At 58.7% G+C, this 24349-nt stretch carries 21 protein-coding genes and 4 tRNA genes; 18 read left to right on the forward strand and 7 right to left on the reverse strand.

Annotated features, from left to right (window positions below; all coding sequences use genetic code 11):
- Positions 1–84 precede the first annotated feature (84 nt).
- The 4 genes from ATY80_RS07095 to rlmB all read right to left on the reverse strand — a co-directional run bounded on the left by ATY80_RS07095 (position 85) and on the right by rlmB (position 2119).
- The gene (locus ATY80_RS07095) at positions 85–465 is read right to left on the reverse strand and encodes a transcription termination/antitermination NusG family protein (RefSeq protein WP_088691777.1); all 381 of its coding nucleotides are present in this window, start codon (positions 463–465) and stop codon (positions 85–87) included.
- A 61-nt stretch (positions 466–526) separates the two neighbouring features.
- A tRNA-Thr gene (locus ATY80_RS07100) sits at positions 527–602 on the reverse strand.
- Between the two features lie 257 nt (positions 603–859).
- Positions 860–1015 carry a hypothetical protein gene (locus ATY80_RS28870; RefSeq protein WP_189637098.1) on the reverse strand — a complete coding sequence of 52 codons (156 nt, stop codon included), beginning with the start codon at positions 1013–1015 and terminating at the stop codon, positions 860–862.
- 213 nt (positions 1016–1228) lie between these two features.
- Positions 1229–2119 carry a 23S rRNA (guanosine(2251)-2'-O)-methyltransferase RlmB gene (gene rlmB / locus ATY80_RS07105; RefSeq protein WP_088691778.1) on the reverse strand — a complete coding sequence of 297 codons (891 nt, stop codon included), beginning with the start codon at positions 2117–2119 and terminating at the stop codon, positions 1229–1231.
- Positions 2120–2325: 206 nt separating this feature from the next.
- Here rlmB and ATY80_RS07110 point away from each other — a divergent pair.
- Together ATY80_RS07110 and ATY80_RS07115 are read left to right on the forward strand one after the other, a co-directional pair.
- A tRNA-Tyr gene (locus ATY80_RS07110) sits at positions 2326–2410 on the forward strand.
- A gap of 26 nt (positions 2411–2436) precedes the next feature.
- Positions 2437–2510: transfer RNA gene (locus ATY80_RS07115), tRNA-Gly, on the forward strand.
- 45 nt (positions 2511–2555) lie between these two features.
- Here the strand turns inward: ATY80_RS07115 and ATY80_RS07120 are convergent.
- A complete protein-coding gene (locus tag ATY80_RS07120) occupies positions 2556–3065 on the reverse strand; it encodes a hypothetical protein (protein ID WP_088691779.1) in 510 nt (169 codons plus the stop codon).
- 265 nt (positions 3066–3330) lie between these two features.
- On the opposite strand from ATY80_RS07120, the gene tuf (ATY80_RS07125) reads away from it, so the two are divergent.
- The 11 genes from tuf (ATY80_RS07125) to rpoC all read left to right on the forward strand — a co-directional run bounded on the left by tuf (ATY80_RS07125) (position 3331) and on the right by rpoC (position 18114).
- Positions 3331–4506, forward strand: a complete 1176-nt coding sequence (gene tuf, locus ATY80_RS07125) for an elongation factor Tu (RefSeq protein ID WP_018857113.1) — start codon at positions 3331–3333, stop codon at positions 4504–4506.
- Positions 4507–4674: 168 nt separating this feature from the next.
- Positions 4675–5568 (forward strand): NAD(P)-dependent oxidoreductase, encoded by an 894-nt coding sequence (locus ATY80_RS07130; protein ID WP_088691780.1) that lies wholly within the window; start codon positions 4675–4677, stop codon positions 5566–5568.
- A 140-nt stretch (positions 5569–5708) separates the two neighbouring features.
- Positions 5709–5784, forward strand: a tRNA-Trp gene (locus ATY80_RS07135).
- 189 nt (positions 5785–5973) lie between these two features.
- Positions 5974–6174, forward strand: coding sequence for a preprotein translocase subunit SecE (gene secE, locus ATY80_RS07140; RefSeq protein WP_088691781.1), 201 nt, complete (start codon positions 5974–5976; stop codon positions 6172–6174).
- A gap of 17 nt (positions 6175–6191) precedes the next feature.
- On the forward strand, positions 6192–6722 hold the full coding sequence (gene nusG / locus ATY80_RS07145; protein WP_007791989.1) for a transcription termination/antitermination protein NusG: 531 nt from the start codon (positions 6192–6194) through the stop codon (positions 6720–6722).
- A 173-nt stretch (positions 6723–6895) separates the two neighbouring features.
- The gene (gene rplK, locus ATY80_RS07150) at positions 6896–7327 is read left to right on the forward strand and encodes a 50S ribosomal protein L11 (RefSeq protein WP_007791992.1); all 432 of its coding nucleotides are present in this window, start codon (positions 6896–6898) and stop codon (positions 7325–7327) included.
- Between the two features lie 4 nt (positions 7328–7331).
- Positions 7332–8030, forward strand: a complete 699-nt coding sequence (rplA, locus tag ATY80_RS07155) for a 50S ribosomal protein L1 (RefSeq protein WP_088691782.1) — start codon at positions 7332–7334, stop codon at positions 8028–8030.
- A 329-nt stretch (positions 8031–8359) separates the two neighbouring features.
- Positions 8360–8878: a 50S ribosomal protein L10 gene (gene rplJ, locus ATY80_RS07160; protein WP_037138714.1), complete on the forward strand. Its 519-nt coding sequence runs from the start codon at positions 8360–8362 to the stop codon at positions 8876–8878.
- A gap of 58 nt (positions 8879–8936) precedes the next feature.
- Complete coding sequence (gene rplL / locus ATY80_RS07165; protein ID WP_037138717.1) at positions 8937–9317, forward strand: 50S ribosomal protein L7/L12; 381 nt, start codon at positions 8937–8939, stop codon at positions 9315–9317.
- Between the two features lie 258 nt (positions 9318–9575).
- On the forward strand, positions 9576–13715 hold the full coding sequence (gene rpoB, locus ATY80_RS07170) for a DNA-directed RNA polymerase subunit beta (RefSeq protein ID WP_088691783.1): 4140 nt from the start codon (positions 9576–9578) through the stop codon (positions 13713–13715).
- 187 nt (positions 13716–13902) lie between these two features.
- Positions 13903–18114, forward strand: coding sequence for a DNA-directed RNA polymerase subunit beta' (gene rpoC / locus ATY80_RS07175; protein WP_088691784.1), 4212 nt, complete (start codon positions 13903–13905; stop codon positions 18112–18114).
- Positions 18115–18200: 86 nt separating this feature from the next.
- Here rpoC and ATY80_RS07180 read toward each other — a convergent pair whose 3' ends face one another.
- On the reverse strand, positions 18201–18626 hold the full coding sequence (locus tag ATY80_RS07180; protein ID WP_088691785.1) for an NUDIX domain-containing protein: 426 nt from the start codon (positions 18624–18626) through the stop codon (positions 18201–18203).
- A 7-nt stretch (positions 18627–18633) separates the two neighbouring features.
- Positions 18634–18927 carry a transcriptional regulator gene (locus tag ATY80_RS07185; RefSeq protein ID WP_088691786.1) on the reverse strand — a complete coding sequence of 98 codons (294 nt, stop codon included), beginning with the start codon at positions 18925–18927 and terminating at the stop codon, positions 18634–18636.
- A 485-nt stretch (positions 18928–19412) separates the two neighbouring features.
- Here ATY80_RS07185 and rpsL point away from each other — a divergent pair, with 485 nt between their 5' ends.
- From rpsL to rpsJ, 5 genes are all read left to right on the forward strand, one after another.
- On the forward strand, positions 19413–19784 hold the full coding sequence (gene rpsL / locus ATY80_RS07190; protein ID WP_003547537.1) for a 30S ribosomal protein S12: 372 nt from the start codon (positions 19413–19415) through the stop codon (positions 19782–19784).
- A gap of 77 nt (positions 19785–19861) precedes the next feature.
- Positions 19862–20332 carry a 30S ribosomal protein S7 gene (rpsG, locus tag ATY80_RS07195; protein ID WP_007531641.1) on the forward strand — a complete coding sequence of 157 codons (471 nt, stop codon included), beginning with the start codon at positions 19862–19864 and terminating at the stop codon, positions 20330–20332.
- 29 nt (positions 20333–20361) lie between these two features.
- Positions 20362–22461 carry an elongation factor G gene (gene fusA / locus ATY80_RS07200; protein ID WP_088691787.1) on the forward strand — a complete coding sequence of 700 codons (2100 nt, stop codon included), beginning with the start codon at positions 20362–20364 and terminating at the stop codon, positions 22459–22461.
- A gap of 69 nt (positions 22462–22530) precedes the next feature.
- Entirely contained in the window at positions 22531–23706 is a 1176-nt protein-coding gene (tuf, locus tag ATY80_RS07205) for an elongation factor Tu (protein ID WP_018857113.1), read from the forward strand.
- Between the two features lie 310 nt (positions 23707–24016).
- On the forward strand, positions 24017–24325 hold the full coding sequence (gene rpsJ, locus ATY80_RS07210; protein WP_003547547.1) for a 30S ribosomal protein S10: 309 nt from the start codon (positions 24017–24019) through the stop codon (positions 24323–24325).
- The last annotated feature ends 24 nt before the right edge of the window (positions 24326–24349 follow it).

Raw genomic sequence — 24349 nt, forward strand, 5'->3', positions numbered from 1 at the left:
GGTGGCTATCGAACCCAGCGAGCATCAGTCGCTGCAGATCCTCCTCGGAGAAGGCGACGGGGCCGCCGTCCCGGCTTAGAGAAACTATACCCCCACCCCGTCAACTTCCCTGACCGGATCGAAGCCGTCGCGCGGGTCGCGACGTACGAAGACATACCCGACGAGCAAAGGCATACGCCGCTCCACGAGCTTGCGGCTCCGATGCTTGCGCAACTCCTTCCAGAACGCCGGCATGTAGACGTCGATGTTCGCGTTCCGCAGGTTGCGCTCGATAATGCTCTCGCCGCGGCGGTCCTCTGGGCAACCTTCGATCGCCTTGGCCATGCGCTGATAACCGGGCTTGACGCGGATAGCTTCGTACGTGCCAGAGCAGGCCGCATGTTGCAATCCATGTTGCATGGATTCGCCGACAGCGCAGGGGAATGGCTGGAAATCAAGGGGACTGGCTGCAGCATCGCGCGACATGAAAAACCCGCCAACTAAGGGCGGGTTTAGCATCAAATCACTGATTTCGTTCACAAATCTGTGGTGCCCCCGGCAGGGTTCGAACCCGCGACCCCCTGATTACAAATCAGGTGCTCTACCAACTGAGCTACAAGGGCGATGCGTGCCAAGTACCAGATTCTGACGTTCTGTAAAGCAGAAATCGGAACGACGTTGATTTCATTCGCGTGACTTTGGCCTTTGAGTCTGCGTCGCAAGGCCCCCAGGCCAATTTCGCTGCCGTTAGCTCGGAGCAGCCTGCCGCATGCTTGCCTGCAGCGCGTCGCCAGGGCGGCGTCCCTTCGGCTTCTGACCGCGACATGCTTGTGATGCTCAGCGGGGGCGACCGTTGGTTCCCTCAATGACAGCAAGAGATCTACTGGTTGGGCGCCGGAATGGGGCGTTCCGGGGCGGGTGCCAGCGGAGCCGGTTCGTGCGTTGGCTGCGACTTGTCGATCCAGGCAATGCTGAGAATGATGGCTACGAATACACCGATGAAGACAGTGCCGACAATGAGGGAGCGGATAGCCATATGGGATACGTTCCTCCTGTTCCAGTTCGGGCAATATAAAGAACCGTAGGGTCAAAACCGTGGCGAGCCCAGTCTTTCTAACGGACGGCCGTGGTGTGACAGTGGGTTGCTATCTGTTTTGTCCGCCTGCGAGCAAGCTGACGAAAAGCGCCACGGATCGAAGGATCGAACGGATCATGGCATTTCGTATGGCCGTGATCCATCCTACTCCTATCAGACTTTCAGATGCAGCCTCGCCGCATAGAGTGCGATCGCCGCAGCGTTGGAGACATTGAGCGACTTGATCGCGCCCGGCATGTCCAGTCTCGCAAGTGCGCCGACGGTTTCGCGCGTCTTCTGCCGCAGCCCCTTGCCCTCGGAGCCTAGCACCAGTGCTACCTTATCACCTGACAACGTGCCCTCGAGCGGAGCCGGGCCTTCCGAATCAAGGCCGATCGTGAAGAAGCCGAGCTTGTGCAGTTCTCCGAGCGCGTCGGCAAGGTTGGTGATCTGGATATAGGGGATCAGCTCCAGTGCGCCGGAAGCCGCTTTCGCCAGGACGCCTGATTCGGTCGGGCTGTGACGTTGCGTGGTAATGACCGCGCCTGCATTGAAGGCCACGGCGGAACGCATGATGGCGCCGACATTGTGCGGATCGGTCACCTGGTCGAGCACGAGAAGCAACTGGCTGTTCTTCAGCGCTTCCAGCCGGCGAACGGGCAGGGGCCGTGTTTCCAGCATGACGCCTTGGTGGATCGCATCGGGGCCGAGGATCTTGTCGATATCGTGCGGAGCGACGACTTCGACCGGAATGCGAAGTGAATCGGCATCGATCTCGAGGCGGGCGAGCGCGTTCTGTGTCACCGACAACTTGACGTTTCGGCGATCCTTGTTGTCGAGCGCGGCGCGAACCGTATGCAGGCCGTAGAGATAGACCTGTTCGGGCGCGAGTGTCGGAGGCTTCCAGTCCTCGGCGCCGCGCCGGCGCTTCTGCGGTGGCGGTGTCGGAATCTCGCCGCGTTCCCGCTTGCTGTCGCGATGCGCGCGGCGCAGGGTTGCGTAATGTGTGTCCTTGGCGGACTTGTCGTTGGTGGGCTTGCCACCGCTTTTGTTGTCTTTGCTCATGCGGCTTTATAGCGAGGGCACTTCTTTCCGCATAGGATTTCTTTCAGGAGCCCGGCTTTCCGCGGTCGATGAAATTTTTCACATTTTTTCCATCGTCATCGTGTTGACATGCGGAAATCGTCCGGTCATATACGCGGCGCAGACCGAGGGGCGGCAACGCTTCGAAAGTCTGACGAGCTTGGTCTCACGATCCGGACGAAAAGACTGGAGAGATGCCCGAGTGGTTAAAGGGGACGGACTGTAAATCCGTTGGCTCAGCCTACGTTGGTTCAAATCCAACTCTCTCCACCATTCGTCATTGGATCGGATACCACCCCGCGGGTATAGCTCAATGGTAGAGCAGCAGCCTTCCAAGCTGAATACGCGGGTTCGATTCCCGCTACCCGCTCCAAATCCTCCATAATTTAATTTTCCGTGCGCACGCGCGCCTGCACTTCTATCCCCACAAAAGCACGAAAGGCGATGCCAGCGCGATGATGCCGGCGATCGTCCATCGCCTCTGTCCCTGGGCGCTGAGGTCTTCCCTTGAAAGCCACATACGAACGGCGATGAACCCGATCGCAATCAATGCGCTGTAGATCACGGCGCGCAGCAGGATCGACCAGCCGCCGCCGAAGAGACCGATGGCGATCCCGAAACCGGTGAGCGCGCCGAGAATGCCGTATCCGACGTCGAACATCAGCATTGTCGTGGTCGAAAGCGGCGTCAGCATCTTCGGAAATGCGATCGCGAAGGCCGCCGTAAGCAGCCATATCGCGACGATCGCCTGCAGCGTCGAGGAACTGACAATCGAGGTCGCCAGAGCCGGAAGCCGCTCAGGCGAGGAGAGGCGTACAATCTGCGCGACCCAGTCGATCGCCGCGGCAAGAATCCACAATATGAAAGCGCAGGCGGCAAAGATGAGAAAGTTGCCTGCTGATCGTTTTGCAATTTCCTTTGGTTCCATTGCGTTGTCTCCAGACGGTACTTCCCATTGAGAGCAGCAAATGAAGTAGTATCATATCCTTGACTTGGGCGCGCGCGTTCTTCGGGTTATATCTTCGCTGCCATCTGCAGTGGATATTGCTGATCGGGCGCTTCCTTCCCATATGCGTCCGCAGGCTAGGAATACGGTCCGCAATTAGGTCTTGCGCAATCTCCTCGAAAGCCTTAAACGGCGGCACTAAACCGGTTCGCCGGGGTCATCCATTTCGTTCACAGGAAGCATTCAAATGGCAAAGAGTAAGTTTGAGCGCAACAAGCCGCACGTTAACATCGGCACGATCGGCCACGTTGACCACGGCAAGACGTCTCTGACGGCAGCGATCACGAAGTATTTCGGCGAGTTCAAGGCGTACGACCAGATCGACGCGGCTCCGGAAGAAAAGGCTCGCGGCATCACCATCTCGACGGCGCACGTCGAGTATGAGACCCCGAACCGCCACTATGCCCACGTTGACTGCCCCGGCCACGCCGACTACGTCAAGAACATGATCACCGGTGCTGCCCAGATGGACGGCGCGATCCTGGTTTGCTCAGCTGCTGACGGCCCGATGCCGCAGACCCGCGAGCACATCCTGCTCGCTCGTCAGGTTGGCGTTCCGGCAATCGTCGTGTTCCTCAACAAGGTCGACCAGGTTGACGACGCCGAGCTTCTCGAGCTCGTCGAGCTCGAAGTGCGCGAACTTCTGTCGTCCTACGACTTCCCGGGCGACGACATTCCGGTCATCAAGGGCTCGGCTCTGGCTGCTCTCGAAGACAGCGACAAGAAGATCGGCGAAGACGCGATCCGCGAGCTGATGGCTGCTGTTGACGCCTACATCCCGACGCCTGAGCGTCCGATCGACCAGCCGTTCCTGATGCCGATCGAAGACGTGTTCTCGATCTCGGGCCGTGGTACGGTTGTGACCGGTCGCGTCGAGCGCGGTATCGTCAAGGTTGGCGAAGAAGTTGAAATCGTCGGCATCCGCCCGACCTCGAAGACGACGGTGACCGGCGTTGAAATGTTCCGCAAGCTGCTCGACCAGGGCCAGGCTGGCGACAACATCGGCGCTCTCGTTCGCGGTGTGAACCGTGACGGCGTCGAGCGTGGTCAGATCCTGTGCAAGCCGGGCTCCGTCAAGCCGCACAAGAAGTTCAAGGCCGAAGCCTACATCCTGACGAAGGAAGAAGGCGGCCGTCATACGCCGTTCTTCACGAACTACCGTCCGCAGTTCTACTTCCGCACGACGGACGTCACGGGCATCGTCACGCTGCCGGAAGGCACGGAAATGGTTATGCCTGGCGACAACGTCACGGTTGACGTCGAGCTGATCGTTCCGATCGCGATGGAAGAAAAGCTGCGCTTCGCGATCCGCGAAGGCGGCCGTACCGTCGGCGCAGGCATCGTCGCCTCCATCGTCGAGTAAGCTTCGGATTATCCGGATTTAAGAGGCCCCGCTGGAAACAGCGGGGCTTTTTCTCTTTGCGCTCTCCGGAAATGATGTCGCCACTGGTGGCCGTTCTACTTCAGCGATGGCCTTGCGCTGGATTGCAAAGGCTTTATCTATCCCTCCGATTTCGTATGGGAGGACATGATGAAAAAGCGCATTCTCTTCACGGGTGGCTCGGGCAAGGCGGGGCGTCATGCAGTGCCATGGCTGGTCAATGCCGGCTATGAGGTTCACAACGTCGATCTGGTCCCTTTTGATAGTCCCGGCGTAACCAATCTAATCGCCGATATCACGGACAGCGGCCAGATATTCAATGCGCTTTCAATGCATCGGGACTTTCCTGATCTCGATGCGGGGAGGGGCGTTCAGCCCTTCGACGCCGTGGTGCATTTCGCGGCGATCCCGCGCATCCTCATCAAGCCCGACAACGAGACCTTCCGCATCAACACGATGGGCACCTACAATGTCATCGAGGCGGCGGTGAAGCTCGGCATCCGCAAGATCATCGTCGCTTCCAGCGAGACGACCTACGGCGTCTGCTTTGCCGAAGGCCATCGCGACTTCCACCAGTTTCCCTTGGAGGAGGATTACGACGTCAACCCAATGGATTCCTACGGTCTCTCCAAGGTGGTGAATGAGAAGACGGCCCGCGCCTTTGCCGAGCGCTCCGGCTTCGACATCTACGCGCTGCGCATAGGCAACGTTATCGAGCCGCACGAGTACGAACGGTTCCCGACCTACTTCGCCAATCCGGAAATGCGCAAGCGAATCGCCTGGAGCTATATCGACGCCCGCGACCTGGGGCAGATCTGCCATCTCTGCATCGAGAAGGATGGGCTTGGCTATCAGGTGTTCAATGCGGCGAACGACACCGTCTCGGCCAATACGCCTTCGAAGGAACTCGCCAAGCGATTCTATCCGAACGTGCCGTTCACGCGCGAGATCGGCGAATATGAAGGCCTGCTCTCCAACCGGAAGATCCGCGAAGTGCTGGGCTTCAAGGAAGAGCACGACTGGCGCAAATACGTGAAGGTCTGATCGCAAGCCTTGCCGGTGATACAGGATTGGAAAAATCAAAAAACGCACTTGCCAATCCCGCGCTCCCGCCTTAAAGGGAGCGCCATGCTTGCAGTTGCGCTTCGCGGCCGGTCGGCCAAGAAGCTGAATGTAAAGCGTAAAGGGGTATAGCTCAGCTGGTAGAGCGGCGGTCTCCAAAACCGCAGGTCGGGGGTTCGAGCCCCTCTGCCCCTGCCATCTTTCTTGACCGAGTAGCGCGGATATCTCGCGGCGGTTCGGACGGAAAGGCGACGTATGGCTAAGTTCGTTAAACTTCGGTTTCCCTCTTGTGTAATTGGGAATCGGTGTTTATGTAGGGTTCAACAGACACGCGGTGCGTGGGGCTGATATGTTCGGCTTTACGCGCCGTAATTGCGTGGGCAGTCGATGGCATCCAAATCCAATCCGATTACGTTTCTGCAGCAGGTTCGCTCCGAGACGTCGAAAGTTACCTGGCCGTCGCGCCGCGAGACGATGATCTCGACGGTCATGGTGCTTGTAATGGTGATCTTTGCCGCGCTGTTCTTTTTTGCCGCTGACCAGCTGATTGGCTGGCTGTTGAGCTTCGTGCTTAACGTCGGCAACTGATCGGGTGGAGTAGTAACATGGCGGCACGTTGGTACATCGTCCACGCGTATTCGAATTTTGAGAAGAAGGTCGCGGAAGACATCGAGAACAAGGCTCGACAGAAGGGTCTCGAGCATCTGTTCGAAAAAATTCTCGTTCCGACTGAAAAGGTGGTCGAGGTGCGTCGCGGCCGCAAGGTCGATTCCGAGCGCAAGTTCTTCCCAGGTTACGTTCTCGTTCGGGCCAACCTCACGGATGAGGCCTACCACCTGATCAAGAACACGCCGAAGGTCACTGGTTTCCTCGGCTCTGACAACAAGCCCGTTCCGATTCCGGACTATGAGGCCGAGCGTATTCTCGGTCAGGTTCAGGAAGGTGTCGAGCGGCCGAAGGCGTCCGTTACCTTCGAGATCGGCGAGCAGGTCCGCGTTTCCGATGGTCCGTTCGCTTCCTTCAACGGCACGGTTCAGGATGTGGACGAAGAGCGTTCGCGCCTGAAGGTGGAGGTGTCGATCTTCGGCCGCGCTACGCCGGTCGAGCTGGAATACGCTCAGGTCGAGAAGGTCTGAGTTCGGAAGTCGGTCGATTACAGACTTGCTTCCTTGCGGCGCAAGCCGCAAAGCGCGTGGAAGGTGAGGGCACCTTAGCCGGGTCCTAAAATCCGAACCACGCAACCGCAGCCGCCGGAGCGATCCGGCATTTATTGGCCGGGCAACCGGTCGTCAGTGAAAGGCAGAGAGATATGGCTAAGAAGGTTGCAGGCCAGCTCAAGCTTCAGGTCAAGGCAGGATCGGCAAACCCGTCCCCACCAATCGGCCCGGCGCTTGGTCAGCGTGGCATTAACATCATGGAATTCTGCAAGGCGTTCAACGCCGCTACGCAGGAAATGGAAAAGGGTATGCCGATCCCGGTCGTCATCACCTATTATCAGGACAAGTCCTTCACCTTCGCGATGAAGCAGCCGCCGGTAAGCTACTGGCTGAAGAAGGAAGCGAAGATCACGTCCGGTTCGAAGACGCCTGGCAAGGGCGCCGTCGCCGGCAAGCTCACCAAGGCTCAGATCAAGTCGATCGCAGAAGCCAAGATGAAGGATCTGAACGCAGCGGATATCGAAGGTGCAATGGCGATGATCGAGGGCTCTGCCCGCGCCATGGGCCTGGAAGTGGTAGGATAAGACCATGGCTGGCAAGCGCACCAAGAAGATCAACGAAGGTGTTGATCCCACAAAGCTCTACGCTCTGAACCTTGCTATCGGCATGGTCAAGGAACGTGCCGTCGCGAAGTTCGATGAAACCATCGAAGTCGCCATGAACCTCGGCGTCGATCCGCGTCACGCAGACCAGATGGTCCGCGGCGTTGTCAACCTGCCGAACGGCACCGGCCGCGACGTTCGCGTTGCTGTCTTCGCTCGTGGCGCCAAGGCTGATGAAGCCAAGGCAGCTGGCGCAGATATCGTCGGCGCTGAAGAGCTCGTCGAAATCGTCCAGGGCGGCAAGATCGATTTCGATCGTTGCATCGCGACCCCGGACATGATGCCGCTCGTCGGCCGCCTCGGTAAGGTTCTCGGCCCGCGTGGCATGATGCCGAACCCGAAGGTTGGTACGGTTACGATGGACGTTGTTGGTGCCGTCAAGGCATCCAAGGGCGGCGCTGTCGAGTTCCGCGTCGAAAAGGCTGGTATCGTTCACGCTGGCGTTGGCAAGGCATCCTTCGATGCAAAGGCTCTGGAAGAAAATATCCGTGCCTTCGCTGATGCCGTCATCAAGGCGAAGCCGGCTGGCGCGAAGGGCAACTACGTCAAGCGCGTAGCGATCTCTTCGACCATGGGTCCGGGCGTCAAGATCGACCCGTCGTCCGTTACGGCTCCGGCCGCTTAACGAATTCGCCGGGCTTCGGCCCGGTTTAAAGAATTCCGGCCTCGAAAGGGGCCGGAATATTCCGGAGAAATCCGGAATCCTGTCCGAGATTGCAGGTGGTTTTCCCTTAATCACTTGGCCTGCATGAGACGGGTAAGACCCGAATTGCATGAAGTTCTACTTCTAGGAATTTGGTTCGAGCCTTGGATGCCTTGTGCCTTCGGCCTTTCTGGCGCGAAGCGCGAGGGGACAGGATCCTCAAGCGTCGCTTGGGATCTCTTTTGATCCCAGGAGGCAAAAGGCAACCCGGTGGGGCCCGTCAAAAAGGTCCTGCCAACTGGAGATAGGCAGTGGAAAGAGCGGAAAAACGCGAATTCGTCACGGAACTGAACGAAGTCTTCAAGGCTTCGGGCTCGGTTGTCGTGGCCCACTATGCTGGTGCTACAGTCGCGCAGATGAACGACTTCCGTTCAAAGATGCGTGCAGCTGGCGGTACCGTCAAAGTCGCGAAGAACCGCCTGGCCAAGATCGCCCTTCAGGGTACGGAAGCGGAAGGGATTTCCAATCTCTTCACCGGTCAGACGCTCATTGCGTACAGCAATGACCCGATCACCGCTCCGAAAGTCGTCGTGGATTTCGCCAAGACCAACGATAAGATCGTTGTTCTCGGTGGTGCCATGGGAACAACGACGCTCAACGCCGATGCAGTCAAGTCGCTTGCGACCCTGCCGTCGTTGGACGAACTGCGCGCGAAGCTGCTGGGCATGATCCAGACTCCGGCCACCCGCATCGCAGGCGTTGTTGCAGCACCGGCAAGCCAGCTTGCTCGCGTGTTTTCGGCTTACGCCAAGAAGGACGAAGCCGCATAAGGCGGTTTTTTGCTGTTTATAAAACACCGGTTCGAACCGAACAAAAGGAACTGATAACATGGCTGATCTCGCAAAGATCGTTGAAGACCTCTCCTCGCTGACCGTTCTGGAAGCTGCAGAACTGTCCAAGCTTCTCGAAGAAAAGTGGGGCGTTTCCGCTGCTGCTCCGGTAGCTGTTGCTGCTGTTGCTGGCGGTGCAGGCGCTGCTGCTGCTGCTGAAGAAGAAAAGACCGAGTTCGACGTTATCCTCACGGATGCCGGCGCTAACAAGATCAACGTCATCAAGGAAGTTCGTGGCATCACCGGCCTCGGCCTCAAGGAAGCCAAGGACCTCGTCGAAGGCGCTCCGAAGGCTGTCAAGGAAGCCGTTTCCAAGGCTGAAGCTGCTGACATCAAGAAGAAGCTTGAAGACGCCGGCGCTAAGGTCGACGTTAAGTAATCTTGAACTGCATCTGGGAGGCTGGATTTCCGGCCTCCCATTTGCCGTTTTCTGGAACGAATTACCCAAAAGCCGCGTGAAAACGGCTTTTGGGTAATGGGTTCTTCAAGAGGATGGTCTCGAACCGAGACGTGAAGGCAATCCGGCCTCACATTTCGGGAAGTGAGACGAGATTGAACTACCCATTGATTGACGGGGTCGACTGGCCATCGGTTCCCGTCCGTTGCAGGCCCGGATGCAATTTTTGAAGGAGCGACGATGGCTCAGACCCTTTCGTTCAATGGTCGTAGGCGCGTACGCAAGTTTTTCGGTAAGATCCCAGAAGTCGCAGAAATGCCGAACCTCATCGAGGTTCAGAAGGCATCGTATGATCAATTCCTGATGGTTGAAGAGCCCAAGGGCGGTCGCCCTGATGAGGGCCTTCAGGCTGTCTTCAAGTCTGTTTTCCCGATCACGGATTTCTCCGGCGCTTCCATGCTGGAATTCGTGTCCTACGAATTCGAACCGCCAAAGTTTGACGTTGATGAATGCCGCCAGCGCGACCTGACCTACGCCGCGCCGCTGAAGGTTACTCTTCGTCTGATCGTGTTCGATATCGATGAAGATACGGGCGCGAAGTCCATCAAGGACATCAAGGAACAGTCGGTTTACATGGGCGACATGCCGCTCATGACCAACAACGGTACGTTCATCGTCAACGGTACCGAGCGCGTTATCGTGTCTCAGATGCACCGTTCGCCGGGCGTCTTCTTCGACCACGACAAGGGCAAGAGCCATTCTTCCGGCAAGCTGCTCTTTGCTGCCCGCGTGATCCCGTATCGCGGTTCCTGGCTCGATATCGAGTTCGACGCCAAGGACATCGTCTATGCCCGTATCGACCGTCGTCGCAAGATCCCCGTGACCTCGCTGCTGATGGCACTCGGTATGGATGGCGAAGAAATCCTGTCGACCTTCTACACGAAGTCGGATTACCAGCGTGACGGCAAGGGCTGGCGTATTCCGTTCAAGCCCGAGACCCTCAAGGGTGCCAAGGCAATCACCGAAATGGTTGACGCCGACACCGGCGAAGTCGTTGTCGAAGCCGGCAAGAAGCTGACGCCACGTCTGCTCCGCCAGCTCGCTGACAAGGGCCTCAAGGCTCTGAAGGCAACCGACGAAGACCTGTACGGCAACTACCTCGCCGAAGACATCGTCAACTACTCGACGGGTGAGATTTACCTCGAAGCGGGCGACGAGATCGACGAGAAGACGCTGCCGATCATTCTGCAAAACGGCTTCGACGAGATCCCGGTTCTCGGTATCGACCACATCAACGTTGGCGCCTACATCCGCAACACGCTGACCGCGGACAAGAACGAAAACCGTCAGGACGCTCTGTTCGATATCTACCGTGTCATGCGTCCGGGCGAACCGCCGACAATGGACTCGGCCGAAGCCATGTTCAACTCGCTGTTCTTCGATGCGGAGCGTTACGATCTCTCCGCTGTTGGCCGCGTGAAGATGAACATGCGTCTCGACCTCGACGTCGAAGACACCGTCCGCATCCTGCGCAAGGACGACATCCTGGCCGTGGTCAAGATGCTGGTCGAACTGCGCGACGGTAAGGGCGAAATCGACGACATCGACAACCTCGGTAACCGTCGCGTTCGCTCTGTCGGCGAACTGATGGAAAACCAGTACCGTCTTGGCCTGCTCCGCATGGAGCGTGCGATCAAGGAACGTATGTCCTCGATCGAAATCGACACGGTCATGCCGCAGGACCTGATCAACGCGAAGCCGGCAGCTGCTGCCGTTCGCGAATTCTTCGGCTCCTCGCAGCTGTCGCAGTTCATGGACCAGGTGAACCCGCTTTCGGAAATCACCCACAAGCGCCGTCTCTCGGCACTTGGCCCGGGTGGTCTGACCCGCGAGCGCGCAGGCTTCGAAGTCCGCGACGTGCATCCGACCCACTACGGCCGTATTTGCCCGATCGAAACGCCGGAAGGCCCGAACATCGGTCTGATCAACAGCCTTGCGACCTTCGCTCGCGTCAACAAGTATGGCTTCATCGAAAGCCCGTACCGCCGTATCGTTGATGGCAAGGTGACGAACGACGTTCTTTACCTCTCCGCTATGGAAGAAGCGAAGTACTACGTCGCACAGGCGAACGCCGAGCTCGGCGCCGACGGTTCCTTCACCGACGAATTCGTTGTTTGCCGTCACGCAGGCGAAGTTATGCTCGCTCCGCGCGACAGCATGAACCTGATGGACGTTTCGCCGAAGCAGGTCGTTTCGGTTGCTGCGGCTCTCATCCCGTTCCTGGAAAACGACGACGCCAACCGCGCTCTCATGGGCTCGAACATGCAGCGTCAGGCCGTTCCGCTGCTGCGCGCTGAAGCTCCGTTCGTCGGCACCGGCATGGAGCCGGTCGTTGCCCGCGACTCTGGTGCTGCTATCGGCGCCCGTCGTGGCGGCGTGGTCGACCAGGTCGACGCGACGCGTATCGTTATCCGTGCGACGGAAGACCTTGAAGCTGGCAAGTCTGGCGTCGATATCTACCGCCTGCAGAAGTTCCAGCGTTCGAACCAGAACACCTGCGTTAACCAGCGGCCGCTGGTCACCGTTGGTGACGTTGTCAACCGTGGCGACATCCTCGCCGACGGCCCGTCGACGGATCTGGGCGATCTCGCTCTCGGCCGCAACGCACTCGTCGCGTTCATGCCCTGGAACGGTTACAACTACGAAGACTCGATCCTGCTCTCTGAGCGTATCGTTGCTGACGACGTGTTCACCTCCATCCACATCGAAGAATTCGAAGTGATGGCCCGTGACACCAAGCTTGGTCCGGAAGAAATCACGCGCGACATTCCGAACGTGTCGGAAGAAGCGCTGAAGAACCTCGACGAAGCTGGTATCGTCTACATCGGCGCCGAAGTTCAGCCGGGCGATATCCTCGTCGGCAAGATCACGCCGAAGGGCGAAAGCCCGATGACGCCGGAAGAAAAGCTCCTGCGCGCCATCTTCGGTGAAAAGGCTTCGGACGTCCGCGACACCTCGATGCGTATGCCGCCCGGCACCTACGGCACGATCGTCGAAGTGCGCGTCTTCAATCGCCACGGCGTTGAGAAGGACGAGCGCGCGATGGCTATCGAGCGAGAAGAGATCGAGCGTCTTGCAAAGGACCGCGACGACGAGCAGGCGATCCTCGACCGTAACGTCTACGGTCGTCTGGTGGACATGCTGCGTGGCCAGGTCGCGATTGCCGGCCCGAAGGGCTTCAAGAAGGGCACGGAACTGGCGAACAACGTCGTTTCCGAATATCCCCGCTCGCAGTGGTGGATGTTTGCCGTCGAAGACGAAAAGGTCCAGGGTGAACTCGAAGCGCTGCGTGGCCAGTACGACGAATCCAAGTCGCGCCTTGAACAGCGCTTCATGGACAAGGTCGAGAAGGTCCAGCGCGGCGACGAAATGCCTCCGGGCGTCATGAAGATGGTCAAGGTCTTCGTTGCTGTTAAGCGCAAGATCCAGCCAGGCGACAAGATGGCCGGCCGTCACGGCAACAAGGGTGTTGTGTCGCGTATCGTTCCGGTCGAAGACATGCCGTTCCTGGAAGACGGTACGCATGTTGACGTCGTTCTGAACCCGCTCGGCGTGCCTTCACGCATGAACGTCGGTCAGATCCTCGAGACGCACCTCGGCTGGGCTTGCGCCGGCATGGGCCGTCAGATCGGCGATATGCTGGAAGCCTACAAGGCGAGCGGCAACATCGAGCCTCTGCGCAAGACGATCGGCGACGTTGTCGGCGACGGTCCGAAGGCCGAACAGGTCAAGGACTTCGACGATGACTCGGTTCTGCGTCTGGCTGACCAGTGGAAGCGCGGCGTTTCGATTGCAACGCCGGTCTTCGACGGTGCTCATGAAGGTGACGTCAATGCGATGCTGGCTCTGGCTGGTCTCAAGGAAAGCGGCCAGTCGACGCTGTACGACGGCCGTACCGGCGAGCAGTTCGACCGCCAGGTCACGGTTGGCTACATCTACATGCTGAAGCTGAACCACCTGGTCGACGACAAGATCCACGCCCGTTCGATCGGTCCTTACTCGCTTGTTACCCAGCAGCCGCTGGGCGGCAAGGCGCAGTTCGGCGGTCAGCGCTTCGGCGAAATGGAGGTCTGGGCTCTGGAAGCATACGGTGCAGCTTACACGCTGCAGGAAATGCTTACGGTCAAGTCGGACGACGTTGCCGGCCGTACCAAGGTCTACGAAGCCATCGTCCGTGGCGACGATACGTTCGAGGCCGGTATTCCGGAAAGCTTCAACGTTCTCGTCAAGGAAATGCGCTCGCTCGGTCTCTCCGTCGAACTCGAGAATTCGAAGCTCGAGGAGCAGCAGGCCAGCCAGTTGCCGGACGCTGCCGAGTAAGCACTGATCGGGTGTGCGCTGTCATGCAGCGCACACCGTTCCTGCTCTGGCCCCGTACAGGTGTCGGCCGGGCAGGGACGATTTCGCCGCATTCTGCGGTTATTGTCGTTTTGAGCGTTGGCGCGGCTCCCGGGATTTGCCGCCGTCCATGCAAGATAAGGGCGCATCGCCCATGAAGGAGACAGGCATGAACCAAGAGGTCATGAATCTTTTCAATCCGCAGGTGCCTGCACAGAACTTCGATTCCATCCGGATTTCGATTGCTTCTCCGGAGAAGATTCTTTCCTGGTCTTACGGTGAGATCAAGAAGCCGGAAACCATCAACTACCGTACGTTCAAGCCGGAACGCGACGGTCTCTTCTGCGCGCGTATTTTCGGACCGATCAAGGACTACGAGTGCCTGTGCGGCAAGTATAAGCGCATGAAGTACAAGGGCATCATCTGCGAAAAGTGCGGCGTCGAAGTCACGCTGTCGCGCGTTCGCCGTGAGCGCATGGGCCATATCGAGCTCGCAGCTCCCGTTGCCCACATCTGGTTCCTGAAGTCGCTGCCATCTCGCATCTCGACGCTGCTCGACATGACGCTGAAAGATGTAGAGCGCGTTCTCTACTTCGAAAACTACATCGTCACCGAGCCGGGCCTCACCGCCCTCAAGGAGCACCAGCTCCTCTCGGAAGAAGAGTACATGCTGGCCGTCGACGAATACGGGGAGGACCAGTTCACGGCCATGATCGGTGCTGAAGCCATCTACGAGATGCTGGCATCGATGAACCTCGAGAAGATCGCTGGCGATCTGCGCTCCGAGCTTGCCGACACCACGTCGGACCTCAAGCAGAAGAAGCTGATGAAGCGCCTGAAGATCGTTGAGAACTTCATGGAATCCGGTAACCGTCCGGAATGGATGATCATGAAGGTCGTCCCGGTCATCCCGCCGGACCTGCGTCCGCTGGTTCCGCTGGATGGCGGCCGTTTCGCGACGTCGGATCTCAACGATCTGTACCGCCGCGTTATCAACCGTAATAACCGTCTGAAGCGCCTGATCGAACTGCGCGCTCCGGGCATCATCATCCGTAACGAAAAGCGCATGCTGCAGGAATCTGTGGACGCGCTGTTCGACAACGGCCGTCGTGGCCGCGTCATCACCGGCGCCAACAAGCGTCCGCTGAAGTCGCTGTCCGACATGCTCAAGGGCAAGCAGGGCCGCTTCCGTCAGAACCTGCTCGGCAAGCGCGTCGACTATTCCGGCCGTTCGGTCATCGTGACCGGTCCGGAACTCAAGCTGCACCAGTGCGGTCTTCCGAAGAAGATGGCGCTCGAGCTCTTCAAGCCGTTCATCTATGCCCGCCTCGACGCCAAGGGTTACTCCTCGACCGTCAAGCAGGCCAAGAAGCTGGTTGAAAAGGAAAAGCCTGAGGTTTGGGATATCCTCGACGAGGTCATCCGCGAGCATCCGGTTCTCCTGAACCGCGCACCGACGCTGCACCGTCTGGGCATCCAGGCCTTCGAACCGACCCTGGTCGAAGGCAAGGCCATCCAGCTGCATCCGCTCGTCTGCACGGCCTTCAACGCCGACTTCGATGGTGACCAGATGGCCGTTCACGTGCCGCTGTCGCTCGAAGCGCAGCTCGAAGCCCGCGTTCTGATGATGTCGACGAACAACATCCTGCACCCTGCAAACGGCGCACCGATCATCGTTCCGTCGCAGGACATGGTTCTCGGCCTGTACTATCTCGCGATCATGAACCAGAACGAGCCGGGCGAAGGTATGGCCTTCTCCGACCTCGGCGAACTGCACCATGCGCTCGAGACCAAGGTCGTTACGCTGCACACCAAAATCCGCGGCCGCTTCAAGTCGATCGGCGAGGACGGCAAGCCGTACTCGAAGATCTATGAAACGACTCCGGGCCGCCTGCTCATCGGCGAACTCCTGCCGAAGAACGGCAAGGTGACCTTCGACGTTTGCAACCAGGAAATGACCAAGAAGAACATCTCCAAGATGATCGACACGGTCTACCGTCATTGCGGCCAGAAGGACACGGTCATCTTCTGCGATCGTATCATGCAGCTCGGCTTTGCCCATGCCTGCCGCGCCGGCATTTCGTTCGGCAAGGACGACATGGTCATTCCGGAAACCAAGGCAAAGATCGTCGGTGACACCGAAAATCTGGTCAAGGAATACGAGCAGCAGTACAACGACGGCCTGATCACTCAGGGCGAGAAGTACAACAAGGTCGTTGACGCCTGGGGCAAGGCAACCGAGAAGGTCGCTGAGGACATGATGGCACGCATTAAGGCCGTCGAGTTCGATCCGAACACCGGTCGCCAGAAGCCGATGAACGCCATCTACATGATGTCGCACTCCGGTGCCCGTGGTTCTCCGAACCAGATGCGTCAGCTGGGCGGCATGCGTGGCCTCATGGCCAAGCCGTCGGGTGAAATCATCGAGACGCCGATCACGTCGAACTTCAAGGAAGGTCTGACCGTCAACGAGTACTTCAACTCGACCCACGGTGCCCGTAAGGGTCTCGCAGACACCGCTCTGAAGACGGCCAACTCCGGTTACCTGACCCGTCGTCTCGTCGACGTCGCGCAGGATTGCATCGTCAACCTCGTGGATTGCGGCACCGACAAGGGCCTCACCATGACCGCCATCGTCGATGCCGGTCAGGTCGTTGCCTCGCTCGGCGCGCGTATCCTCGGTCGTACGGCCCTTGATGATATCGATCATCCGGTCACCGGCGAGCGTCTCGTCGATGCTGGCAAAATGATCCTTGAGCCCGATGTCATCGAGATCGAAAAGGCTGGTATCCAGTCGATCCGCATTCGTTCGGCTCTGACCTGCGAAGTTCAGACCGGCGTTTGCTCGGTTTGCTACGGTCGCGACCTTGCACGCGGCACGCCCGTCAACATGGGCGAAGCAGTCGGCGTTATCGCGGCTCAGTCGATCGGCGAGCCTGGTACGCAGCTCACCATGCGTACGTTCCACCTTGGTGGCACTGCAAACGTGGTCGACCAGTCGTTCCTGGAAGCCTCGTATGAAGGTACGATCCAGATCAAGAACCGCAACGTTCTACGCAACTCGGAGAACGTTCTGGTCGCGATGGGCCGTAACATGACCGTCCAGATCCTGGACGAGCGTGGTGTCGAGCGCTCCTCGCAGCGCGTTGCTTACGGTTCGAAGCTGCACGTCGACGAAGGCGACAGGGTCAAGCGCGGCCAGCGTCTGGCAGAGTGGGACCCCTACACCCGTCCGATGATGACGGAAGTGGCTGGTACTGTTCAGTTCGAAGACGTGATCGACGGTCTCTCGGTTCTCGAAGCGACCGACGAATCCACCGGTATCACCAAGCGTCAGGTTATCGACTGGCGTTCGACGCCGCGCGGTTCGGACCTCAAGCCGGCAATCGTCATCAAGGACGCCAGCGGCAATGTCATGAAGCTGTCCCGTGGCGGTGACGCTCGCTTCCTGCTCTCGGTCGACGCCATTCTGTCGGTCGAGCCGGGCACGAAGGTCTCCCAGGGTGACGTTCTTGCGCGTTCGCCGCTGGAAAGCGCCAAGACCAAGGACATCACCGGTGGTCTGCCGCGTGTTGCCGAACTGTTCGAAGCTCGTCGTCCGAAGGACCACGCCATCATCGCTGAGATCGATGGTACGATCCGCCTTGGCCGTGACTACAAGAACAAGCGTCGCGTCATCATCGAACCGGCGGAAGACGGTGTCGAGCCTGTCGAATACCTGATCCCGAAGGGCAAGCCCTTCCACCTTCAGGAAGGCGACTACATCGAAAAGGGTGACTACATCCTCGACGGTAACCCGGCTCCGCACGACATCCTGGCGATCAAGGGCGTCGAAGCTCTGGCTTCGTACCTGGTCAACGAAATCCAGGAAGTCTATCGCTTGCAGGGCGTTGTCATCAACGACAAGCACATCGAGGTGATTGTCCGTCAGATGCTGCAGAAGGTGGAAATCACCGATGCCGGCGACTCGACCTATATCGTCGGCGACAACGTCGATCGTATCGAGCTCGAAGACGTCAACGACGCGCTGATCGAACAGGGCAAGAAGCCCGCCTATGGCGATCCGGTTCTGCTGGGTATCACCAAGGCGTCTCTGCAGACCCCGTCCTTCATCTCCGCGGCTTCCTTCCAGGAAACCACGAAGGTGTTGACGGAAGCAGCGATCGCCGGCAAGACCGACGGGCTGCAGGGGCTGAAGGAAAACGTCATCGTCGGCCGCCTGATCCCGGCCGGTACCGGTGGCACGATGACCCAGATCCGCCGTATCGCTACGTCGCGTGACGAGCTGATCCTCGAAGAACGCCGCAAGGGCACGGGCGCCGATGTCGCCACGCCGATGCTGCAGGATCTCGCAGGCGAGAGCGCACCGGCTGCCGAATAGTCGGCAGCTTGGTTCTGAGAATTGAAAAGCCGCCCGGAGCGATCCGGGCGGCTTTTGTTTTAGGTTCGTTATCGCTGCGAGCAGGCTTAGCCAAGCAGCGGTAATCCATGCTCCATGCCATAGCCGAGCCGACTCTGGGCGTCGTCGAAGCCGAGCCAGAAGAAACGGAACAGAATCGGACCGCCGCCGAAAGGCGTCATTTCTCGATGCTGCCAGGTGACGGGGTGGTCGCCTTCAAGGTGAATGTGGAAGTAGTGCCGCCGATGGCGGACTTCCGCACCGTCCTTGGAAAAGCGATAGTCGTGGACGGTGAGCGGAGTGAGGGGAGTTGCGGGTCGGATCCCGGTCTCTTCAGAGAATTCCCGAAATGCGGCGGCGTCGATATCTTCGCCGATCTCTACCGTGCCGCCCGGAACCTGAAGCTCGACCTCGGGAAAGTCGGGCTCATCGAAAACCAGGAGCCGGTCGCGCCAGGTCGCATAGATCAGCACCTTGAGCGCATCCGGCTTCATCGCTGCTTCAGCTGAAGCGGATGATCGCGACTTCGCCATCGACGGCGCCCTGATAGGCGGAGGCATGCGGCTCCTCTTCCGGGACCTCGGTCAGCATGCCGATCTGATCGAGATCGGCCTCGATGAAGCCTTCCTCGGCGAGGGCGTTCAGAGCTTCCCGCACTGCACTATCGTCGTCGGCGGCCTTGAGCATGATGTGGAGGTCGACACCCTCGCTGTTGTCGGACTCATAGCCCTTGCCGATGATGATGAAGACCATCGGGCCTTCGGAATTGTTGTCGTTGTCGGGGGCAGTAATCATCGGATGTCCTTCGATTCGAGATTTGAATCTGATTTCATGCGCTTAGCGTCTGCAATCGGTGATTCCATAGCGGCTTTTTGTTGCAATGCCCAAGTTTATCTTGCCGTGCTGCGGTGAATTCGCCTAGAAGCCCCAAAAGAGGGTGTAATGGCCCGGTTTCAAGGCGTTCAGCCGAAGTTTATTTCTTAACGGCCTTGACGAGACGACGGGAAACCAGTAGTACCCGCGCCATCCGGACCCATGTGAGGCATGGCCATTCGGGGCGACGCGCCCCGGAGATCACCTCAAACAAGGTTCGAAACGCACGTTGAAGATATGATGCCTGCACGCATGACGCATGTCTTTTGCGTCCTCTGCTCTCAGTGGTCCATCTGCGAAAGCGGATCGGGCCACGTTTTGCGCATTGAGACAAGCGTGTGGTCTTGCCGGAGACGGCGCGAGTTACGCCCGCAAGGGATTGAGATATAAACGTAAGGGATGGTTGAATGCCTACCGTAAACCAGCTTATCCGCAAGCCGCGTCAGGCGAACGTAAAGCGTAATAAGGTTCCTGCTCTGCAGGAAAACCCACAGAAGCGCGGCGTTTGCACCCGCGTTTACACGACGACCCCGAAGAAGCCGAACTCGGCTCTCCGTAAGGTCGCAAAGATCCGTCTGACCAATGGCTTCGAAGTCATCGGCTACATCCCGGGCGAAGGTCACAACCTTCAGGAACACTCTGTCGTCATGATCCGTGGCGGCCGCGTTAAGGACCTTCCGGGTGTTCGTTATCACATCATCCGCGGCGTTCTCGATACCCAGGGTGTCAAGAACCGCAAGCAGCGCCGTTCGAAGTACGGTGCGAAGCGTCCGAAGTAATTCGGTTTTGAAATCCCGGCGCTGCGCGAGGTCCTCCGCGTGGTAGAGCGCCTTTAACAGTTGAAGAGACGAGAAGTATGTCCAGACGTCACAGAGCAGAAAAGCGCGAGATCAACCCGGACCCGAAGTTCGGCGATCTGGTTGTAACCAAGTTCATGAATGCAATCATGCTTGACGGCAAGAAGTCTGTCGCAGAGAGCATTGTATACGGCGCATTCGACGCCGTGCAGGGCAAGTCCAAGCAGGAGCCGCTCGGCGTGTTCCATCAGGCTCTGGATAACGTTGCTCCGCACGTTGAAGTCCGTTCGCGCCGCGTTGGTGGTGCAACCTATCAGGTTCCGGTTGATGTTCGTCCAGAGCGCCGTCAGGCTCTGGCCATCCGCTGGCTGATCGCTGCCGCGCGCAAGCGCAACGAAACGACCATGGTCGATCGACTGTCGGGCGAGCTTCTCGATGCATCCAACAACCGTGGTTCCGCGGTCAAGAAGCGCGAAGACACGCACAAGATGGCTGACGCCAACCGTGCGTTCTCGCATTATCGCTGGTAATCCCGAACGGGTTCGAAAGGCAGTCCACAATGGCTCGCGAATATAAAATCGAAGACTACCGAAATTTCGGTATTATGGCGCACATCGACGCCGGCAAGACGACGACGACGGAGCGTATCCTTTACTATACCGGCAAGTCGCACAAGATCGGCGAAGTGCACGATGGCGCGGCCACGATGGACTGGATGGAGCAGGAGCAGGAGCGTGGTATCACGATCACCTCCGCTGCCACCACGACCTTCTGGAAGGGCCGTGACGGCAAGATGCGCCGCTTCAACATCATCGACACCCCCGGCCACGTTGACTTCACCATCGAAGTCGAGCGTTCGCTGCGCGTTCTCGACGGTGCTATTGCTCTTCTCGACGCCAACGCCGGGGTTGAGCCGCAGACGGAAACCGTCTGGCGTCAGGCTGAGAAGTACAATGTTCCGCGCATGATCTTCTGCAACAAGATGGACAAGACCGGCGCAGACTTCTACCGCTCGGTTGAGATGATCAAGACCCGTCTCGGTGCAACGGCTGTCGTCATGCAGCTTCCGATCGGCGCAGAAACTGAGTTCAAAGGCGTCGTCGACCTGATCGAGATGAATGCTCTCGTCTGGCGCGATGAATCGCTCGGCGCCCAGTGGGACGTCGTCGAAATCCCTGAGGACATGAAGGCGAAGGCTGAAGAATATCGCGAAAAGCTGATCGAGACCGTTGTCGAGATCGACGAAGCCGCGATGGAAGCCTACCTCGAAGGCAACATGCCCGACAACGATCAGATCCGCGCGCTCGTTCGCCGCGGCACGATTGACGTCAAGTTCCACCCGATGTTCTGCGGTACCGCCTTCAAGAACAAGGGCGTTCAGCCTCTGCTCGATGCCGTCGTCGACTACCTGCCGTCGCCGCTCGACATTCCGGCGATCAAGGGCATCGACTTCAAGACCGAAGCTGAAATCGAGCGTCATGCTGACGATTCCGAGCCGCTTTCGATGCTCGCGTTCAAGATCATGAACGACCCCTTCGTCGGTTCGCTCACCTTCGCACGCATCTACTCCGGCAAGCTCGAAAAGGGCTCGTCGGTTATGAACACGGTCAAGGACAAGCGCGAGCGTGTCGGCCGTATGCTGCAGATGCACTCGAACTCGCGTGAAGACATCGAAGAAGCCTTTGCAGGCGATATCGTCGCTCTCGCTGGCTTGAAGGAAACCACCACGGGTGACACGCTCTGCGATCCGCTGAAGCCTGTTATTCTCGAGCGCATGGAATTCCCCGAGCCGGTCATTCAGATCGCGATCGAGCCGAAGTCCAAGGGCGACCAGGAAAAGATGGGCCTCGCGCTCAACCGCCTGGCTGCTGAAGACCCGTCCTTCCGCGTCAAGACCGACCAGGAATCCGGCCAGACGATCATCGCCGGCATGGGCGAACTTCACCTCGACATCATCGTTGACCGTATGCGTCGCGAGTTCAAGGTTGAAGCAAACGTCGGTGCTCCGCAGGTCGCTTACCGCGAAACCATCACACGTCAGCACGAAGAAGACTACACGCACAAGAAGCAGTCCGGTGGTACCGGTCAGTTCGCGCGCGTCAAGATCGTCTTCGAACCGAACCCGGATGGCGAAGACTTCAAGTTCGAATCCAAGATCGTCGGCGGTGCTGTTCCGAAGGAATACATCCCGGGCGTTCAGAAGGGTATCGAAAGCGTTCTGTCCTCCGGTCCGCTGGCTGGCTTCCCGATGCTCGGCGTCAAGGCGACGCTCATCGACGGCGCCTTCCACGACGTCGACTCGTCGGTTCTGGCGTTCGAAATCGCTTCGCGTGCCTGCTTCCGTGAAGCAGCCAAGAAGGCCGGCGCTCAGCTCCTCGAGCCGATGATGAAGGTAGAAGTCGTAACGCCGGAAGACTACGTCGGCGACGTTATCGGCGACCTGAACTCTCGCCGTGGTCAGATCCAGGGCCAGGAAAGCCGTGGTATCGCCGTCGTTATCAGCGCCAACGTTCCGCTGGCGAACATGTTCAAGTACGTCGATAACCTGCGCTCCATGTCGCAGGGCCGTGCTCAGTACACGATGACCTTTGATCACTACGCGCCGGTCCCGTCGAACGTCGCAACGGAAATCCAGGCAAAGTATTCCGGTCAGAAGTGACCGGAATACCAATTGACCGATAACAAGAATTAGATCCCTCAGGGGACCTTAAAAGAGTGGAGAGCCCACATGGCAAAGAGTAAGTTTGAGCGCAACAAGCCGCACGTTAACATCGGCACGATCGGCCACGTTGACCACGGCAAGACGTCTCTGACGGCAGCGATCACGAAGTATTTCGGCGAGTTCAAGGCGTACGACCAGATCGACGCGGCTCCGGAAGAAAAGGCTCGCGGCATCACCATCTCGACGGCGCACGTCGAGTATGAGACCCCGAACCGCCACTATGCCCACGTTGACTGCCCCGGCCACGCCGACTACGTCAAGAACATGATCACCGGTGCTGCCCAGATGGACGGCGCGATCCTGGTTTGCTCAGCTGCTGACGGCCCGATGCCGCAGACCCGCGAGCACATCCTGCTCGCTCGTCAGGTTGGCGTTCCGGCAATCGTCGTGTTCCTCAACAAGGTCGACCAGGTTGACGACGCCGAGCTTCTCGAGCTCGTCGAGCTCGAAGTGCGCGAACTTCTGTCGTCCTACGACTTCCCGGGCGACGACATTCCGGTCATCAAGGGCTCGGCTCTGGCTGCTCTCGAAGACAGCGACAAGAAGATCGGCGAAGACGCGATCCGCGAGCTGATGGCTGCTGTTGACGCCTACATCCCGACGCCTGAGCGTCCGATCGACCAGCCGTTCCTGATGCCGATCGAAGACGTGTTCTCGATCTCGGGCCGTGGTACGGTTGTGACCGGTCGCGTCGAGCGCGGTATCGTCAAGGTTGGCGAAGAAGTTGAAATCGTCGGCATCCGCCCGACCTCGAAGACGACGGTGACCGGCGTTGAAATGTTCCGCAAGCTGCTCGACCAGGGCCAGGCTGGCGACAACATCGGCGCTCTCGTTCGCGGTGTGAACCGTGACGGCGTCGAGCGTGGTCAGATCCTGTGCAAGCCGGGCTCCGTCAAGCCGCACAAGAAGTTCAAGGCCGAAGCCTACATCCTGACGAAGGAAGAAGGCGGCCGTCATACGCCGTTCTTCACGAACTACCGTCCGCAGTTCTACTTCCGCACGACGGACGTCACGGGCATCGTCACGCTGCCGGAAGGCACGGAAATGGTTATGCCTGGCGACAACGTCACGGTTGACGTCGAGCTGATCGTTCCGATCGCGATGGAAGAAAAGCTGCGCTTCGCGATCCGCGAAGGCGGCCGTACCGTCGGCGCAGGCATCGTCGCCTCCATCGTCGAGTAAGCTTCGACCGGCCGCTTCATTCGGAGCGGCCGATTCGATGACATTATTATGATGCAAGCGGCTCTAGCCGCTTGCTTATTACAGAGAAATGTTGCAAATGGCGCGCGAGCGCGATTTGCGCCCTGCTTCGTTCATTGGAGCGGGTGACTACAGCAAACAATAAGGTGGGCCGTCAGGCCTGAAGACTAGATAGGGATGCTGCATTCCGGTGTCCCTCTCGATCTTTGAAACCGGTGGTCCGCCTTAGGAAAAAGAACAACCCGTGTCTGCCCAACAGGCACGTGGGAAACAAACACAAGGATAACGTCGAATGAACGGCCAAAATATCCGCATTCGCCTGAAGGCGTTCGATCACCGGATTCTCGATGCTTCTACGCGCGAGATCGTGTCGACGGCGAAGCGCACCGGTGCTAGCGTCCGGGGCCCCGTTCCGCTTCCGACTCGCATCGAGAAGTTTACGGTCAACCGGTCCCCACACATCGACAAGAAGAGCCGCGAGCAGTTCGAGATGCGCACACATAAGCGCCTTCTCGACATCGTTGACCCGACACCGCAGACGGTAGACGCGCTGATGAAGCTCGATCTCGCCGCTGGTGTCGATGTTGAGATCAAGCTCTGAGCCCCGCTCGAGCTGAGTTGGAAG

It is taken from the genome of Rhizobium sp. R711 (assembly GCF_002211365.1).
Classification (GTDB): domain Bacteria; phylum Pseudomonadota; class Alphaproteobacteria; order Rhizobiales; family Rhizobiaceae; genus Rhizobium.

Bases quoted from the DNA above. Each gene is read 5' to 3' on its own strand.
- rpoB (WP_088691783.1), top strand. From the start codon at position 9,576: ATGGCTCAGACCCTTTCGTTCAATGGTCGTAGGCGCGTACGCAAGTTT.
- rpsJ (WP_003547547.1), top strand. From the start codon at position 24,017: ATGAACGGCCAAAATATCCGCATTCGCCTGAAGGCGTTCGATCACCGG.
- rplL (WP_037138717.1), top strand. From the start codon at position 8,937: ATGGCTGATCTCGCAAAGATCGTTGAAGACCTCTCCTCGCTGACCGTT.
- ATY80_RS07180 (WP_088691785.1), bottom strand. From the start codon at position 18,626: ATGAAGCCGGATGCGCTCAAGGTGCTGATCTATGCGACCTGGCGCGAC.
- ATY80_RS07130 (WP_088691780.1), top strand. From the start codon at position 4,675: ATGAAAAAGCGCATTCTCTTCACGGGTGGCTCGGGCAAGGCGGGGCGT.
- rpsL (WP_003547537.1), top strand. From the start codon at position 19,413: ATGCCTACCGTAAACCAGCTTATCCGCAAGCCGCGTCAGGCGAACGTA.
- ATY80_RS07095 (WP_088691777.1), bottom strand. From the start codon at position 465: ATGTCGCGCGATGCTGCAGCCAGTCCCCTTGATTTCCAGCCATTCCCC.
- tuf (WP_018857113.1), top strand. From the start codon at position 3,331: ATGGCAAAGAGTAAGTTTGAGCGCAACAAGCCGCACGTTAACATCGGC.
- rplK (WP_007791992.1), top strand. From the start codon at position 6,896: ATGGCTAAGAAGGTTGCAGGCCAGCTCAAGCTTCAGGTCAAGGCAGGA.
- secE (WP_088691781.1), top strand. From the start codon at position 5,974: ATGGCATCCAAATCCAATCCGATTACGTTTCTGCAGCAGGTTCGCTCC.
- ATY80_RS07185 (WP_088691786.1), bottom strand. From the start codon at position 18,927: ATGATTACTGCCCCCGACAACGACAACAATTCCGAAGGCCCGATGGTC.
- fusA (WP_088691787.1), top strand. From the start codon at position 20,362: ATGGCTCGCGAATATAAAATCGAAGACTACCGAAATTTCGGTATTATG.
- tuf (WP_018857113.1), top strand. From the start codon at position 22,531: ATGGCAAAGAGTAAGTTTGAGCGCAACAAGCCGCACGTTAACATCGGC.
- rpsG (WP_007531641.1), top strand. From the start codon at position 19,862: ATGTCCAGACGTCACAGAGCAGAAAAGCGCGAGATCAACCCGGACCCG.
- nusG (WP_007791989.1), top strand. From the start codon at position 6,192: ATGGCGGCACGTTGGTACATCGTCCACGCGTATTCGAATTTTGAGAAG.
- ATY80_RS28870 (WP_189637098.1), bottom strand. From the start codon at position 1,015: ATGGCTATCCGCTCCCTCATTGTCGGCACTGTCTTCATCGGTGTATTC.
- rlmB (WP_088691778.1), bottom strand. From the start codon at position 2,119: ATGAGCAAAGACAACAAAAGCGGTGGCAAGCCCACCAACGACAAGTCC.
- rplA (WP_088691782.1), top strand. From the start codon at position 7,332: ATGGCTGGCAAGCGCACCAAGAAGATCAACGAAGGTGTTGATCCCACA.
- rpoC (WP_088691784.1), top strand. From the start codon at position 13,903: ATGAACCAAGAGGTCATGAATCTTTTCAATCCGCAGGTGCCTGCACAG.
- ATY80_RS07120 (WP_088691779.1), bottom strand. From the start codon at position 3,065: ATGGAACCAAAGGAAATTGCAAAACGATCAGCAGGCAACTTTCTCATC.